The 15,383-nt window shown below is 68.0% G+C and carries 13 protein-coding genes; 12 read left to right on the top strand and 1 reads right to left on the bottom strand.

The window, feature by feature from the left end; genetic code table 11:
- The 3 genes from N7640_RS21155 to N7640_RS21145 all read left to right on the top strand — a co-directional run.
- Positions 1-670: RHS repeat-associated core domain-containing protein (locus N7640_RS21155; protein ID WP_279905440.1), on the top strand; the 670-nt coding region annotated here is incomplete at its 5' end.
- Positions 655-1,035, top strand: a complete 381-nt coding sequence (locus tag N7640_RS21150) for a hypothetical protein (RefSeq protein ID WP_279905441.1) — start codon at positions 655-657, stop codon at positions 1,033-1,035. The genes N7640_RS21155 and N7640_RS21150, both read left to right, overlap by 16 nt.
- Before the next feature lie 165 nt (positions 1,036-1,200).
- Complete coding sequence (locus N7640_RS21145) at positions 1,201-1,377, top strand: hypothetical protein (protein ID WP_279905442.1); 177 nt, start codon at positions 1,201-1,203, stop codon at positions 1,375-1,377.
- A gap of 11 nt (positions 1,378-1,388) precedes the next feature.
- Here the strand turns inward: N7640_RS21145 and N7640_RS21140 are convergent, their stop codons facing one another.
- Positions 1,389-3,131, bottom strand: coding sequence for a S8/S53 family peptidase (locus tag N7640_RS21140; RefSeq protein ID WP_279905443.1), 1,743 nt, complete (start codon positions 3,129-3,131; stop codon positions 1,389-1,391).
- Positions 3,132-3,294: 163 nt separating this feature from the next.
- On the opposite strand from N7640_RS21140, the gene N7640_RS21135 reads away from it, so the two are divergent.
- The 9 genes from N7640_RS21135 to N7640_RS21095 all read left to right on the top strand — a co-directional run bounded on the left by N7640_RS21135 (position 3,295) and on the right by N7640_RS21095 (position 15,382).
- Positions 3,295-4,149: an AraC family transcriptional regulator gene (locus tag N7640_RS21135; RefSeq protein ID WP_279905445.1), complete on the top strand. Its 855-nt coding sequence runs from the start codon at positions 3,295-3,297 to the stop codon at positions 4,147-4,149.
- A gap of 56 nt (positions 4,150-4,205) precedes the next feature.
- Entirely contained in the window at positions 4,206-4,748 is a 543-nt protein-coding gene (locus N7640_RS21130; RefSeq protein ID WP_279905446.1) for a methylated-DNA--[protein]-cysteine S-methyltransferase, read from the top strand.
- A gap of 73 nt (positions 4,749-4,821) precedes the next feature.
- Entirely contained in the window at positions 4,822-7,182 is a 2,361-nt protein-coding gene (locus N7640_RS21125; RefSeq protein WP_279905447.1) for a DNA polymerase II, read from the top strand.
- Between the two features lie 881 nt (positions 7,183-8,063).
- A complete protein-coding gene (locus N7640_RS21120; RefSeq protein ID WP_279905448.1) occupies positions 8,064-9,080 on the top strand; it encodes a D-cysteine desulfhydrase in 1,017 nt (338 codons plus the stop codon).
- An 87-nt stretch (positions 9,081-9,167) separates the two neighbouring features.
- Complete coding sequence (gene tcyJ, locus N7640_RS21115; RefSeq protein WP_279905449.1) at positions 9,168-9,965, top strand: cystine ABC transporter substrate-binding protein; 798 nt, start codon at positions 9,168-9,170, stop codon at positions 9,963-9,965.
- The gene (tcyL, locus tag N7640_RS21110) at positions 9,962-10,630 is read left to right on the top strand and encodes a cystine ABC transporter permease (RefSeq protein ID WP_220813708.1); all 669 of its coding nucleotides are present in this window, start codon (positions 9,962-9,964) and stop codon (positions 10,628-10,630) included. The genes tcyJ and tcyL overlap by 4 nt, the downstream gene beginning before the upstream one ends.
- Positions 10,630-11,379: an L-cystine ABC transporter ATP-binding protein TcyN gene (tcyN, locus tag N7640_RS21105; protein WP_279905450.1), complete on the top strand. Its 750-nt coding sequence runs from the start codon at positions 10,630-10,632 to the stop codon at positions 11,377-11,379. Before tcyL ends, tcyN begins: the two co-directional genes overlap by 1 nt.
- 101 nt (positions 11,380-11,480) lie before the next feature.
- Positions 11,481-14,117: a bifunctional lysylphosphatidylglycerol flippase/synthetase MprF gene (mprF, locus tag N7640_RS21100; RefSeq protein ID WP_279905451.1), complete on the top strand. Its 2,637-nt coding sequence runs from the start codon at positions 11,481-11,483 to the stop codon at positions 14,115-14,117.
- Positions 14,117-15,382: an AcvB/VirJ family lysyl-phosphatidylglycerol hydrolase gene (locus tag N7640_RS21095; RefSeq protein WP_279905452.1), complete on the top strand. Its 1,266-nt coding sequence runs from the start codon at positions 14,117-14,119 to the stop codon at positions 15,380-15,382. Before mprF ends, N7640_RS21095 begins: the two co-directional genes overlap by 1 nt.
- Position 15,383 lies beyond the last annotated feature (1 nt).

The raw sequence follows: 15,383 nt of genomic DNA, 5'->3' as shown, positions 1-15,383 counted from the left end.
GGGTACCCCTCTGAGGCTCACGGGCGAACAGGGAAAAACACTCTGGCAAGGCCAGGCGGACGACTGGGGCGCTATCGACCACGAACAGGGCGAGACCAACCAGCCCATTAGATTCCAGGGGCAGTATCGGGACGAAGAGAGTGGGCTGTACTACAACCGCTATCGGTATTACGCACCGGAGTTGGGGCGGTATGTGACGCAGGACCCGATTGGGCTATTGGGCGGAAATAATCCATATCTTTATCCAGTTAATCCAGCGCAAATACTAGATGTGTTGGGGCTTTCACCGAGCTCACAAGATCCTGTCTTAAGTGATGAGAGATTTTATGGTGAGCGCCGGGCTATGGAAGTATTGAAGAATAATGACTGTGATGCGAACAAGGCGTGGCACGATATACGTAAGCATCGATATACGTACCGGGGACTAAGAGAGGCGGATCGAAATGCAGAGCATTACTTATTTGCACTTTCAGAGGTTAGAGATAACTCCTATAACTGGGGGGTGATGCATTTGATGACAACTGGGTATCATGTAACAAAATTCTATACGAACTTGCTTGGAGGAGACCATTCTCCATACAGAGGTTCCCCGCCTTCTTATGATGAGATGTTGGCGGGACATATGGGAAGTCAAGATGGATTGTTTGGAGTGCCATGCAAATGCCCGTGATATTTAGAACGACTATGGTTGTGCTATATAGTGTGATTGGTGTGTTTTTCTCTTGGCGATATGTGTTTTCTAATGTTAATCAAGTGTTTGATATTTTTGCTGCTTTTGCATGCTTTATTTTGGCGGGGATGACGGCGAGGAAGAAAATTTTTCCTTTGAATTTTGCTGGGGCAATACTAACTTTAGCATGCTTGTTTTCCGCTGTTGGGCTGTATTCTGGCTATGACGAGTCAGGCCTAAGTGATCAAAAGAAACATGTATGGATGCTGGCTATAGTTGTGGTTGATATTGTCTATCTCTATGTGCTTTGGAAATATAAATCCTTGCTGGCTGTAGACATTTCCTCAGATACAGGGCGTACCTGAAAATATAAGGGATGTACCCTGTTTTTCTTAATGCGGAGCCGGTTGCCAGGGCGTGGTTGCCTCGCCCCACGTCGTTGACTCTACGGGCTTAAGAGGGCATTGGAGAGACGATAAGCGTCGCGCAATGACTCCATTACGTACATTGACGATAGAGAGTGATCTCTCATGAGCAGGGTGTTTTACACACTCATCTGGCTTGGCATGTCTTTATTGGCCGGTCTCTTGGGCAGCCACCTTTTCCAGATCGATTTCTGGATTGCCTCGCTCATCGCGGGGCTGGCGTTGCTGGCAAACGGGCTGCTCGCCGATTGGGAAGATCGGCGTAATGATCACCACCTCTGACAAGTCGCCGCTCAGCGCACCCGATCGAGGCTCTGCACGGCCAGGTCCAGCGCCTTCTGCATGTCGAGACGGGCGGAGCGGCCGACGTCCTTGTCGTCCAGCTGGTAGTTGCGCTCGGAGGGCAGGATGGGGGCGGTGAGGTCCTCGGCGTCCATCGGCTCGAAGTCGTAGTCGCCGCCGATGGTCATGGCGCTGCGTCGCAGCAGCATGCGCAGCTGGTCCGGCTGCAGTTCGGGGTTGATCGAGAGCATGGCGGCGACCACCCCGGCGACCATCGGTGTGGCGTAGGAGGTGCCGCAATGCACTTCGCCGCGTTCGCCGTCGCGCAGGGTCGAGGCGTGGGTGCAGGCCGAGGCGGTGATGTCCACCCGCATGTCGATGTTCGAGGAGCTGCGTTTGACCACGTAGGCCGGGTCGTCCACCGACACGCCGCTCTTCTGGCTGCGCTGGTGGCCGCCGACCACCAGCAGCTGGTCGGTGATGAAGGAGGAGGGCAGGCGGTATTCGTCGGTGCCGGAGAAGGCCGCGCCGTTGCCGGCCGAGTTGATCACCACCACGTCCGGGTGCTCGCGGCGCAGCCACAGGAAGAATTCTTCCAGCAGTTCTTCGTAGCCGCTCATGGCGAGGCCGGAGCGGATCAGCGAGTCCACTTCGTCGCCCTCGACGTTCTTCGCCCCGACCCGGTGGATGCCCCAGCTCCAGTTGAGCACCCGCACGCCGTCCTCGACCAGGTTGACCGAGGCGGCGATGTTGGCGGTGATGCCGGCGTCCGAGTTGCGTTCGACGATGACTTCGAATCCCGGCCCGGCGCCGTCCAGGGCCTGCAGGAAGCCGCTATTGCCGCCGCGCTTGGCGTGGGCGGCGAAGATGCCGGTCACGGTGCTGCCGTGGTTGTCCGGTTTGTCCGCGTCGCGGGCGTAGAGGCAGGTGCGTTGCTCCGGGCGGCAGCCGCCGAGGTGGTCGGCGAAGTCCGGCGCGTCGAAGTCGACGTTGCGCTCGATCACGCCGATGCGCACCGGCCGGGTCTCCACCGGCGCTTCCTTGGCGGGGATGCGTCGCTGGTAGTAGTTCACCGCGTCGGCGAAGCGGTTGGCCGCCCATTCGTCCGCGCTGGGCTTGTTTGGCACTTTGTTGCCTTCGCTTTCCTCGCCCTTCTCGGGGGCGGATTCCTCGATGATCACCGCGTCCACGCTGGTCTCGCTGCCCAGGCGCAGGATCAGCGCGTCGCGCTGGACCAGGTCCTTGGCGGGCAGGCGCAGCTGGTAGATGTTCAGCGGCGGAATGGCGCCGACCACTTGGGCGCCATAGCGTTTGGCCAGGCGTTCGGCCTCCTGGCGGCCGTCGTGCTTTTCCTCGATCAGCAGGCTGACCAGGTCCAGGTAGGTGGTCAGGCCGTCTATGTTCTTCGCCACTTCGTCGGGGCCGGCGGCCAGCACCTGGCTGCGCCCGCGCGACAGCCACACCGGGTTGCTGCTGCGCTCGTCCTGCTCCAGCCACAGCGGGGCGCTGGGTTCGCGCCCGAGCTTCAGGCGCAGGCTCTGGCCGTCGCGCTGGACGCGGTTCGTATCCAGGGTCTGGTCACCGAGATGCACCCGCAGCTCGCCGTCGCCCAGGCCGGTGGTGCCCACGCAGTACTGCGAGGCGTCGTCGAGCAGGTCGCCGCAGCGCTGCAGCTGGGTGATGCGCAGGGCGTCGCCGGCATGGACCAGCGGGGCGGCGAGCAGCAGTGCGAGGCAGGTGGTGCGGGCGAACACGGTGGCGGGCTCCTGGGGCGTCGGGTGCGGGTGCTTTCCGTACAGACCGCCACCTCGTCTGCCACGTTCAGCCTGTGTTCGCGGGGCGAGGGCGCGCGCAAGAACGATCAAGCGCCCGGCATACTGGGCGCCGATACTGCCTGGCGACTCGTGAGGAGCGAACATGGACCCCATCGGTAAGGCCCTCTGGCTGATCGAGACCGACCTCGAAGGACGCCTGGACCTGCAGGGCATCGCCGATGCCTGCGGGCTGTCGCGCTTCGGCCTGGCACGGGCCTTCGCGCTCGCCACCGGCTGGCCGGTGATGCGCTACGCCAGGGCGCGGCGCCTGAGCCGCGCGGCTGCTCGTCTGGCCGAGGGTGCCCGGGACATTCTCGACCTGGCGCTGGAGGCGGGCTATGGCTCCCACGAGGCGTTCACCCGCGCGTTCCGCGAGCAGTTCGGCGTCACGCCGGAGGCCCTGCGGGCGAGCGGCCGATTGGAAGGCATCGAACTGAGAGAGGCCATGCGCATGCAACCCACCACCACCTACCCGCTCGCCGAACCGCGCTTCGAGCACGGCGAGGAGCTGCTGATCGCCGGGCTGGGCGAACGCTTCACCTTCGACAAGTCCCAGGGCATCAGCGCGCTCTGGCAGCGCTTCGTACCCTGGATTGGCAAGGTGCCGGGGCAGCAGGGCTGGGAGACCTTCGGCCTGTGCTGCAACCCGGACGACGACGGCGGCTTCGAGTACATCGCCGGCGTTCGCGTCGATCATATCGGCGAGTTGCCGCCCGGCCTCACTTGCCAGCACCTGCCGGCGCGGCGCTACGCGGTGTTTCGCCACACGGGGCACATCTCCAGCATCCACGAGACCTTTGCCGCGATCTTCCAGCGCTGGCTGCCGGCCTCGGGCCTGCAGGCCGCCGACGCGCCGGAATTCGAGCGCTACAGCGCGGACTTCGATCCCACGGCCGGCACCGGCCACGTCGAGGTCTGGGTGCCGCTGCTCGACCGGGCGTCGCCCGTTTCGACTTGATCGCACCGGGGAGGGCGGCGATAGTCGCGGTATCTCCCATCGAGGCATCGAGAACCATGGAAAGGCAGCGAGGCGGCGAACCCACTCCGGTACGCGGCGACCTGATCGACACCCCGCTCGGCACGATGATCGCCCTGGTGGACGGCCAGGGTGCCCTGCAGCGCCTGGAGTTCCTCGACGACGAGGTGCACGAGCCGCTGATCTGGCGCGGCTACCAGCTGCAGCGCGACGCCGCGCTGGTGGCGCCGGTGGCGCGCCAGCTGGACGAATACTTCGCCGGGCGCCGCCGCGTGTTCGAGCTGGCCCTGGCGCCGCTGGGCAACGCCTTTCTATATGAAGCCTGGAAGCACCTGAGCCAGGTGCCCTACGGCACCACCCTGACCTATGGCCAGCTGGCCCTGCGCCTGGACCGCAACACCTCGGCGCGGGCAGTGGGGCGGGCCAACGCGGTCAACCCGATCGCCATCATCGTGCCCTGCCACCGCATCATCGGCGCCAACGGCAGCCTTACCGGCTACGCCGGCGGCCTGCACCGCAAGCAGGCGCTGCTGGAACTGGAAGGCGTGCTCACCCCGATGCGCCAGCAGACGCTGCTATAGGTCGGCCCGCGTGGTGCCGGGCCGACTCCGCCCGGTAGAATGCCGACCCGTACAGCTTTCCCGAGGCAAGGGCGTGGATCTACAGCAGGGCTTCGTCCTGACCCGGCACTGGCGCGACACGCCGGCCGGCACCGAGGTCGAATTCTGGCTGGCCACCGACGCCGGTCCCCGGCGGGTGCGCCTGCCGTACCAGCCTTCCGTCGCCTTCATCCCGGAAGCGCAGCGCGAGCGCGCCGAGGCGCAGCTGCGCGGCGAGCGCGAGGTGGAGCTGCGGCCGCTGGGCCTGCGCGACTTCCGCCACCGGCCGATGCTCGGCCTGTACTGCCGTTCCCACCGCCAGCTGATCAAGCTGGACAAGCAGCTGCGCAAGGCCGGCGTCGATGTCTACGAGGCCGACATCCGCCCCCCCGAGCGCTTCCTGATGGAGCGTTTCATCACCGCGCCGGTCAGTTTCGGCGGCACGCCGGGCGAGGGCGGGGTGTTGCTCGACGCCCGCCTGAAGCCGGCCGAGGGCTACCGGCCGCGGCTGCGCCTGGTGTCGCTGGACATCGAGACCAGCGAACGCGGCGAGCTGTATTCCATCGCCCTGGAGGGCTGCGGCCAGCGCCAGGTGTACATGCTCGGTGCGGCTGCCGAGGGCGATGCCGAGGTGGATTTCGACCTCGACTACTGCACCAGCCGCGCCGAGCTGCTGGAGCGGCTCAACGCCTGGATGGCCGAGCACGACCCGGACGCCATCAGCGGCTGGAACCTGGTGCAGTTCGACCTGCGCGTGCTGCAGCGCCACGCCGCCGAGCTGAAGGTGCCGCTGCGCCTGGGGCGCGGCGACGAGGAGATGGAGTGGCGCGAGCACGCCAGCCACAACCATTACTTCGCGGCGGCGGCCGGGCGCCTGATCATCGACGGCATCGAGGCGCTGCGCTCGGCCACCTGGAGCTTCCCCTCGTTCAGCCTGGAGAGCGTGGCCCAGACCCTGCTCGGCGAGGGCAAGGCGATCGACACGCCGTACCAGCGCATGGACGAGATCAACCGCATGTTCGCCGAGGACAAGCCGGCCCTGGCCCGCTACAACCTCAAGGACTGCGAGCTGGTCACCCGCATCTTCGCCCACACCCGGGTGATCGACTTCTTGCTCGAACGCGCCGCCGTCACCGGCCTACCCGCCGACCGCAGCGGCGGCTCGGTGGCGGCCTTCACCCACCTGTACCTGCCGCCGATGCACCGCATGGGCTTCGTCGCGCCCAACCTCGGCGAGAAGATGCCCCAGGCCAGTCCCGGCGGTTTCGTCATGGATTCGCGGCCGGGGCTCTACCGGTCGGTGCTGGTGCTCGACTACAAGAGCCTGTACCCGTCGATCATCCGTACCTTTCTGATAGACCCGGTGGGCCTGATCGAGGGCCTGCGTGAGCCGGACGACGAGCACTCGGTGGAGGGCTTCCGCGAGGCGCGCTTCTCGCGCACCCGGCACTGCCTGCCGGCCATCGTCGAGCGGGTCTGGCAGGGCCGCGAGGCGGCCAAGCGCGAGGGCAACGCGCCGCTGTCGCAGGCGCTGAAGATCATCATGAACGCCTTCTACGGCGTGCTCGGCTCCAGCGGCTGCCGCTTCTTCGACACGCGCCTGGCCTCGTCCATCACCCTGCGCGGCCACGCCATCATGCGCCGCACCCGCGAGCTGATCGAGGCGCAGGGATACCAGGTGATCTACGGCGACACCGACTCCACCTTCGTCTGGCTTGGTCGGGAGCACAACGAGGAGGAGGCTGCAAGCATCGGTCGTGAGCTGGTGGCCCGGGTCAACCAGTGGTGGCGCGAGCACCTGCGCGCCGAGATGGGCCTGGAGAGCGCGCTGGAGCTGCAGTTCGAGAGCCACTACCGGCGTTTCCTGATGCCCACCGTGCGCGGTGCCGAGGAGGGCAGCAAGAAGCGCTACGCCGGCCTGGTGCGGCGCGCCGATGGCAACGAGGAAATGGTGTTCAAGGGGCTGGAGACGGTGCGTACCGACTGGTCGCCGCTGGCCCAGCGCTTCCAGCAGGAACTGTACCGGCTGGTGTTCGACAACCGGCCCCACGAGGACTACGTGCGCGACTACGTGCGCCGCACCCTGGCTGGCGAACTGGACGAACTGCTGGTCTACCGCAAGCGCCTGCGCCGCAAGCTCGACGACTACGAGCGCAACGTCCCGCCCCACGTGCGCGCCGCGCGTCTGGCCGACGAGCACAACGATCGCCTGGGCCGTCCGCGCCAGTACCAGCGGGGCGGCTGGATCAGCTACCTGATCACCGTGGCGGGCCCCGAGCCGCTGGAGAACCGCACTGGCGCCATCGACTACGAGCACTATCTGAGCCGCCAGCTGCAGCCGGTGGCGGACGCGATCCTGCCGTTCGTGGGCGGCGACTTCGCCAGCCTGGTGGATCGCCAGCTTGAGCTGTTCTGACGTCATGCGGGTGTGGCCGGCAGGAAGTCTCGTCATTCCCGCGTAGGTGGGAATCCAGACAGAGGCCCGGTACTGCATCACTGGGTCCCCGCCTGCGCGGGGACGACGGGGTGGGGCGTGCAGTCGGTGCAGGTGGGGGTGATCGGGTGAAGGTCACATACGGCCAAACCCCTCGTCATTCCCGCGTAGGCGGGAATCCAGACGGAGGCCCGGTACTGCGTCGCTGGGTCCCCGCCTGCGCGGGGACGACGGAGTGGGGCGTGCAGTCGGCGCAGACGGGGTGATCGGGTGAAGGCCGTATACGGCCAAACCCCTCGTCATTCCCGCGTAGGCGGGAATCCAGACGGAGGCCCGGAACCGCGTCGCTGGGTCCCCGCCTGCGCGGGGACGACGGGGTGGGATGTGCAGTCGGCGCAGGCGGGGCGATTAGGTGAGGGTCGTATACGACCAAACCTCCTCGTCATTCCCGCGTAGGCGGGAATCCAGACGGAGGCCCGGTACTGCGTCACTGGGTCCCCGCCTGCGCGGGGACGACGGGGTGGGGCGTGCAGTCGGTGCAGGTGGGGGTGATCGGGTGAAGGTCGCATACGGCCAAACCCTCGTCATTCCCGCGCAGGCGGGAATCCAGACGGAGGCCCGGTACTGCGTCGCTGGGTCCCCGCCTGCGCGGGGACGACGGAGTGGGGCGTGCAGTTGGCGCAGGCGGGGTGATCAGGTGAAGGTCGTATACGACCAACCCCCCTTGTCATTCCCGCGCAGGCGGGAATCCAGACGGAGGCCCGGTACCGCGTCGCTGGGTCCCCGCCTGCGCGGGGACGACGGGCTGTGCGCAAGGGCTCGGAGCATCCTAAAGTGACAGCTTTCCCTCCAGGGTATCCGTCATGCTTCGCCAAGCCCTTGCCCGCTTTCCCCGTTTCGAACTGGTCCCGAGCGCCACGCCGCTGGAACACCTGCCACGCCTGTCCCGGCACCTGGGGCGGGACATCTGGGTCAAGCGCGACGACCTCACCCCGCTGGCCCTCGGCGGCAACAAGGCGCGCAAGCTGGAATTCCTCGCCGCCGACGCGTTGGCCCAGGGCGCCGACGTGCTGGTGACGGCCGGGGCGATCCAGTCCAACCACGTGCGCCAGACGGCTGCAGTTGCCGCCAGGCTGGGCCTGGGCTGCCTGGCGCTGCTGGAGAACCCCATCGGCACCGCCGACGGCAACTACCTGGGCAACGGCAACCGTCTGCTGCTGGACCTGTTCGGCGCCGAAGTGGAGGCGGTGGCCAACCTCGATGACGCCGATGCGCAGCTGGCCGCCGCCTGCGAGCGCCTGCGCGGCGCCGGGCGCAGGCCCTACCTGGTGCCCATCGGCGGCTCCAACGCCCTCGGCGCGCTGGGCTACGTGCGCGCCGGCCTGGAGCTGGCCGAGCAGATGGCGCGCAGCGGGCAGGACTTCGCCGCCGTGGTGCTGGCCTCCGGCAGCGCCGGCACCCACAGCGGCCTGGCCCTGGCGCTGGAGCACGAGCGCCCGGGCTCGCGGGTGGTCGGGGTGACCGTGTCGCGTCCGGACGAGACCCAGCGCCCGAAGGTCGAGGGGCTACTGCGGCGCACCGCCGAACTGCTCGGAGTGAACGTGCCGGCCGGTCTGCGCATCGAACTCTGGGACCGCTACTTCGCACCGCGCTACGGCGAGCCGAACGCCGGGACGCTGGCGGCGATACGCCTGCTGGCCGGATACGAAGGGCTGCTGCTGGACCCGGTGTACACCGGCAAGGCCTTCGCCGGCCTGCTCGACGGCATCGCCACCGGCGCCTTCCCCGGCACGGGGCCTCTGCTGTTTCTGCACACCGGCGGCGCCCCGGCGCTGTTCGCCTATCATCCAGCGGAGCAGTCGAAGCACGCACAAGGCTGAAAAGGAATAAGCAGATAATTTTTCAATATTTTATCGAATAAATATTTGCTCCTAGAGTTGCCCGCCTACCCATCCGGAGAGCCCGCCATGACATTCACCACGCTGCGTCGCCACTTCCTCCTCGGCAGCCTGAGCCTGTTGCTCGGCGCCAGCCTGGCCACCCCGGGCTTCGCCGCCGACCTGCTGGACGACATCAAGGCCAAGGGCGCTATCAAGGTCGGCCTGGAAGGCACCTACCCACCGTTCAACTACCAGGACGAGAGCGGCAAGCTGACCGGCTTCGAGGTCGAACTCGCCCAGGCGCTGGCGAAGGAGCTGGGCGTCGAGGCCCAGTTCCAGCCGACCAAGTGGGACGGCATCCTCGCCGCCCTGGAATCCAGGCGCCTGGACGTGGTGATCAACCAGGTGACCATCTCCGACGAGCGCAGGAAGAAGTACGACTTCTCCACCCCCTACACCGTCTCCGGCATCCAGGCGCTGACCCGCAAGGCCGACGGCGACAGCATCAAGAGCGCCCAGGACCTGGCCGGCAAGAAGGTCGGCGTGGGCCTCGGCACCAACTATGAGCAGTGGCTGAAGGAGAACGTGCCGCAGGCCGACATCCGCACCTACGACGACGACCCGACCAAGTTCCAGGACCTCAACGTCGGCCGCATCGACGTGATCCTAGTGGACCGCCTGGCCGCCTTCGAGATGGTCGAGAAGACCGGCGGCCGCCTGGCCGTGGCCGGCGACGCCTTCTCCCGGCAGGAGTCCGGCATCGCCCTGCGCAAGGGCAATCCGCAGCTGCTGGAGGCCATCGACACGGCGCTGGCCAAGCTCAAGGCCGACGGCACCCTCAAGCAACTGTCCGAGAAATGGTTCAAGGCTGACGTCACCCAATGATCGAAACCAGCCTGCAGCTCGCGCTGGACTCGCTGCCCTTCCTGCTCAAGGGCACCCTGTGGACGGTGGTGCTGAGCCTGGGTGGCATGTTCTTCGGGCTGCTGCTCGGCTTCGCCCTGGCCCTGCTTCGGCTGTACGGCTACTGGCCGCTGCAGTGGCTGTCGCGGATCTACGTGTCGTTCTTCCGCGGCACGCCGCTGCTGGTCCAGCTGTTCATGATCTACTACGGCCTGCCCCAGCTGGGCATCCAGCTGGAGCCGCTGACCGCCGCGCTGATCGGCTTCTCGCTGAACATGGGCGCCTACACCTCGGAAATCCTCCGCGCCGCCATCGCCTCCATCGATCGCGGCCAGTGGGAGGCGGCGGCGAGCATCGGCATGGGCCGGGCGCAGACCCTGTACCGGGCCATCCTGCCCCAGGCGGCGCGCACCGCCTTGCCGCCGCTGGGCAACAGCTTCATCTCGCTGGTCAAGGACACCGCCCTGGCCGCCACCATCCAGGTGCCGGAACTGTTCCGCCAGGCACAGCTGATCACCGCGCGCACCTTCGAGATCTTCACCATGTACCTGGCCGCCGCGCTGATCTACTGGGTGCTGGCCAGCATCCTGGCGCACTTCCAGTCGCGCCTGGAGGCGCGGGTCAACCGCCACGAGCAGGATTCCTGATGATTTCCGTCCGCAACCTGAGAAAGGCCTTCAAGGGCCAGGATGTGCTCAAGGGCATCGACCTGGACGTCGCTCCCGGTGAGGTGGTGGCCATCATCGGCCCCAGTGGCTCGGGCAAGACCACCCTGCTGCGCTGCCTCAACCTGCTGGAGCAGCCCGACGGCGGGCGGATCACGGTGGGCAGCATCGAGATCGACGCCGACCGACCGCTCAAGGCGCAGCAGAAGCTGATCCGCCAGCTGCGCCAGCACGTTGGCTTCGTGTTCCAGAACTTCAACCTGTTCCCCCATCGCACCGCCCTGGAGAACGTCATCGAAGGCCCGGTGCAGGTGAAGAAGGAACCTCGCGCCCAGGCCCTGGAGCGGGGCCGCGCGCTGCTCGCCAAGGTCGGCCTGGCCGGCAAGGAGGACGCCTATCCCAAGCGCCTCTCCGGCGGCCAGCAGCAGCGCGTGGCCATCGCCCGCGCGCTGGCCATGCAGCCGGACGTGATCCTGTTCGACGAGCCGACCTCGGCGCTCGACCCGGAACTGGTCGGCGAGGTGCTGGCGACCATCCGCGGCCTGGCCGAGGAGAAGCGCACCATGGTCATCGTCACCCACGAGATGAGCTTCGCCCGCGACGTGGCCAACCGGGCGATCTTCATCGACCGCGGGGTGATCGTCGAACAGGGCGAGGCCAGGGCGCTGTTCAGCGCGCCGCGGGAGGAGCGCACCCGCCAGTTCCTCGGCAAGTTCCTCGGCCCGGGCTGAGGGGCGCCGGCGCTTCGGCGATGGTGCCAAAAGATTTTTTCCGCGCGCACTTGGCAACCGCAGTTTCGCCCCAACCTGTGACGCACCACGCCGAGGTTTCCATGACTGCGCCAGCCTCCACGCCTCCCGCTTCACAGGTTCATCCCCGCCGTCTCGCCTGGTTCGACCGCATCAGCGCCTACCGGCAGCCCATCGGCCTCGCCCTTGGCCTGGGGCTGTTCGTCCTCGCCCTGGTGGCCTGCAAGCACCTGCTCGACGAACTCGACCCGGGCGCCCTGCGCACGGCCTTGCTGGACGTGCCGCCGGGCGCCCTGGCCGGCGCCCTGGCGGCTACCCTCGCGGGCTTCGCGGTGCTGCTCGGCTATGAATGGTCCGCCAGCCGCTACGCCGATGTGCGCCTGCCGGCCGCCAGCCTGGCACTCGGCGGCTTCAGCGCCTTCGCCATCGGCAACGCGGTCGGCCTGTCGATGCTTTCCGGCGGCTCGGTGCGCTACCGGCTGTATACCCGCCTCGGCCTCGGTGCCGGCGAAGTGGCGCGGATGACCCTGTTCGCCAGCCTCTCGCTCGGTTGCACGCTGCCGCTGCTGGCCGCGCTGGCGATGCTCAGCGACCTGCCGGACGCCGCCCTGGCGCTGCGCCTGCCGCCCGGCGTGCTGGGCGCCATCGCCGGGCTGGTGCTGCTCGGCTATGCCGGCGCCGTCCTGTTGATCCAGCGCCGGCATCTGCCCGGGCAGCCGCTGGCGCACGCCATGCAGGTGCGGATCGGTCGCCGCAGCCTGCGCCTGCCGAACTGGCGGCTGAGCGGCCTGCAACTGCTGATCACCGCGCTGGACGTCTGCGCCGCCGCCACCGTGCTCTACCTGCTGCTGCCGACCGCGCCGCCGTTCGGCGTGTTCCTGCTGGTCTACCTGCTGGCCCTGGCCGCCGGCGTGCTCAGCCACGTGCCGGGCGGGGTTGGGGTGTTCGAGGCGGTGATGCTGGCCGCCTTCAGCGGGCAGATCGAGGCTGCGCCGCTGGCCGCCGCGCTGCTGCTGTACCGGCTGATCTACGTGGTGCTGCCGCTGCTGGTGGCCTGCGTGCTGCTGCTGGCGGTCGAGGCCCGGCGCATGCTTGCCGGCAACCAGGCCATCCGGGTCGCGTCCGGGCTCGGCGCGCCGGTGCTGGCGCTGCTGGTGTTCATCTCCGGCGTGGTGCTGCTGTTTTCCGGTGCGACCCCGGCGGTCGACACCCGCCTCGAACACCTGGGCTTCCTCGTCCCGCACCGGCTGATCGAGGCATCGCACCTCGGCGCCAGTCTGGTCGGCGTGCTTTGCCTGCTGCTCGCCCAGGGGTTGCGCCGGCGCCTGTCGGCGGCCTGGATGCTGACCCTGGTGCTGCTGCTGGTCGGCGCGCTGCTGTCGCTGCTCAAGGGCTTCGACTGGGAGGAGGCCAGCCTGCTGGTGCTCACCGCCAGCCTGCTGGCGCTGTTCCGCAAGTCGTTCTACCGGCCGAGCCGGCTGCTCGAACTGCCGTTCTCCTGGCTGTACCTGGCGGCGGCCGCCTCGGTGCTCGCGGCCTCGCTCTGGCTGCTGCTGTTCGCCTACCGCGACGTGCCCTACGAGCATGAGCTGTGGTGGCAGTTCGCTCTCGATGCCTCGGCGCCGCGGGCGCTGCGCGCCGCCCTCGGCAGCGCGTTGCTGCTCGCCGTGCTGGCGCTGGCCTGGCTGCTGCGCGCGGCGCCACCGGCCATCGCGCCGCCGGACGCGGCCGAACTCGAACGGGCCGCCGCGATCCTGCGCCGCTCCGACCAGCCGGACGGCGGCCTGGCCCTGACCGGCGACAAGGCGCTGCTGTTCCATACCGGGGATCAGGGCGACGAGGCCTTCCTGATGTATTCGCGCCGCGGGCGCAGCATGGTCGCGCTGTTCGACCCGGTCGGCCCGCCGCTCCAGCGCGCCGAGCTGATCTGGCGGTTCCGCGACCTCTGCGACCTGCACCACGCCCGCCCGGTGTTCTACCAGGTGCGCGCCGAGAGCCTGCCGTTCTACATGGACATCGGTCTCACTGCGATCAAGCTCGGCGAGGAGGCCAGGGTCGACCTGTCGCGCTTCGACCTCGACGCCAAGGGCAAGGAGATGAAGGACCTGCGCTACACCTGGAACCGCGGCCAGCGCGACGGCCTGGAGCTGCACATCCATCCGCGCGGCGAGGCGCCACTGGACGAGCTGCGGTCGATCTCCGACGCCTGGCTGCTGGGCAAGAATGTGCGCGAGAAGGGCTTCTCCCTCGGCCGCTTCGACGCCGGCTACCTCGGGCACTTCCGCATCGCCGTGGTGCGTTTCCAGGGCAGGGCGGTGGCCTTCGCCAACCTGCTGGAGACCGACAGCCGCGAGCTGGCCAGCCTCGACCTGATGCGCTCGGCGCCGGATGCGCCGAAGCTGACCATGGAATTCCTCATGCTCGGCCTGATCCTGCATTTCAAGGGCGAGGGCTACCAGCGCTTCAGCCTCGGCATGGTGCCGCTCTCCGGCCTGCAGCCGCGACGCGGTGCGCCGCTGACCCAGCGCCTCGGCTCGCTGGTGTTCCGCCGCGGCGAACAGCTCTACAACTTCCAGGGCCTGCGCCGCTTCAAGGACAAGTTCCAGCCGGACTGGGAGCCACGCTACATGGCCGTCCCCGCCGGGCTCGACCCGCTGGTGGCGCTGGCCGACACCGCCGCCCTGATCGCCGGCGGCCTGACCGGACTGGTGAAACGCTGATGCTCGCACGCTACCGGCGCCATGCCCTGATCATCCTCGTCGCCGTGCTGGTCGGCGCGGTCCTGCTGCTCTGGAGCCGGATGTCCGGCCAGCCGAAGGTCGAGCGGCGCACGCTCGCCGATGGCAGCCCGATGCTTCTGGTTGCACCCGGCGTCGCCCCGCGCCACCAGGTCTTGGTCGCGGTGCCGGGCGAACAGGCGCTCAGCGACGCGCAGCTGCTCGCGCTCAGCCAGGGCGGCCAGGCGCGTATCGGCCAGTTCTTCCTGGCTGCCGACGGCGACTGCGCGGCCCAGCAGCGGCGCCTGCATGCGGCGCTCGCCGAATTCGACGCGCGCCCCGACCTGCTGGCCGGTATCAGCGCGGGCGCCAGCCTCGCCTGGCGCTGGCTCGCCGGCCAGGACAGCGACCAGGCCCGTGCCCTCTCGGTGGGCTTCGATCTCGACGCCGAGCACTGTGCCACCGCGCTGCCGGCCAGGGCCGACCACGGCCGCTGGCTGGCCGCCTGGAACGACAACCCGAGCGATGCCAGCGCGCGCTTCGCCCGTGGCCAGGGCAATGCCGAGACCATCATCGGCGACTACGACACGTCGCTCACCGGCCTGCTCGACGAACAGCTGCAACGCCTGCTGCGTGGTGACGGTGACGACATGCCGGTGGTCGAAGTGCCGGCGAGCGGGCCGGGCGAGACCCTGATCCTGTTCTATTCCGGCGACGGCGGCTGGCGCGACCTCGACCGCGACGTCGCCGACGAGCTGGCCAAGCGCGGCTACCCGGTGGTCGGCATCGACACGCTGCGTTACTTCTGGCAGCACAAGACCCCGGAGCAGGGCGCCGCCGACCTCTCCCGGCTGATGCAGCGCTACCGCGACAAGTGGGGCGCGCGGCGCTTCGTGCTGACCGGCTACTCGTTCGGCGCCGACGTGTTGCCGGCGATCTACAACCGCCTGCCGGCCAGCGACCAGCAACAGGTCGACGCCGTGCACCTGCTGGCCCTGGCACGCAGCGGCAGCTTCGAGATCGAAGTCCAGGGCTGGCTGGGCAAGGCCGGCCAGGAAGCGCCCACCGGCCCCGAGCTGAGCAGGCTGCCGGCGGCCAAGGTGCTGTGCATCTACGGCAAGGACGAGGCCGGGGAGAGCGGCTGCACCCAGCCGGGCGCGGTCGGCGAGCGCTTGGAGCTGCCCGGCGGGCATCACTTCGACGAGAACTACCCGGCGCTGGCCGAGCGCCTGCTGCAGGACGTGCGGCGGCGGCAGACGGGGCACTGAG

It is taken from the genome of Pseudomonas sp. GD04015, assembly GCF_029837675.1.
GTDB lineage: Bacteria > Pseudomonadota > Gammaproteobacteria > Pseudomonadales > Pseudomonadaceae > Aquipseudomonas > Aquipseudomonas paralcaligenes.
The sequence above is the reverse complement of the archived record's forward strand: the minus strand, read 5'-3'. Positions and strand labels throughout refer to the sequence as shown.

What these genes read in the sequence shown, in the direction of transcription:
- tcyL (WP_220813708.1), top strand. Translation starts at nt 9,962, where the DNA reads ATGATCGAAACCAGCCTGCAGCTCGCGCTGGACTCGCTGCCCTTCCTG.
- tcyN (WP_279905450.1), top strand. Translation starts at nt 10,630, where the DNA reads ATGATTTCCGTCCGCAACCTGAGAAAGGCCTTCAAGGGCCAGGATGTG.
- mprF (WP_279905451.1), top strand. Translation starts at nt 11,481, where the DNA reads ATGACTGCGCCAGCCTCCACGCCTCCCGCTTCACAGGTTCATCCCCGC.
- N7640_RS21135 (WP_279905445.1), top strand. Translation starts at nt 3,295, where the DNA reads ATGGACCCCATCGGTAAGGCCCTCTGGCTGATCGAGACCGACCTCGAA.
- N7640_RS21150 (WP_279905441.1), top strand. Translation starts at nt 655, where the DNA reads ATGCAAATGCCCGTGATATTTAGAACGACTATGGTTGTGCTATATAGT.
- N7640_RS21120 (WP_279905448.1), top strand. Translation starts at nt 8,064, where the DNA reads ATGCTTCGCCAAGCCCTTGCCCGCTTTCCCCGTTTCGAACTGGTCCCG.
- N7640_RS21095 (WP_279905452.1), top strand. Translation starts at nt 14,117, where the DNA reads ATGCTCGCACGCTACCGGCGCCATGCCCTGATCATCCTCGTCGCCGTG.
- N7640_RS21130 (WP_279905446.1), top strand. Translation starts at nt 4,206, where the DNA reads ATGGAAAGGCAGCGAGGCGGCGAACCCACTCCGGTACGCGGCGACCTG.
- N7640_RS21145 (WP_279905442.1), top strand. Translation starts at nt 1,201, where the DNA reads ATGAGCAGGGTGTTTTACACACTCATCTGGCTTGGCATGTCTTTATTG.
- tcyJ (WP_279905449.1), top strand. Translation starts at nt 9,168, where the DNA reads ATGACATTCACCACGCTGCGTCGCCACTTCCTCCTCGGCAGCCTGAGC.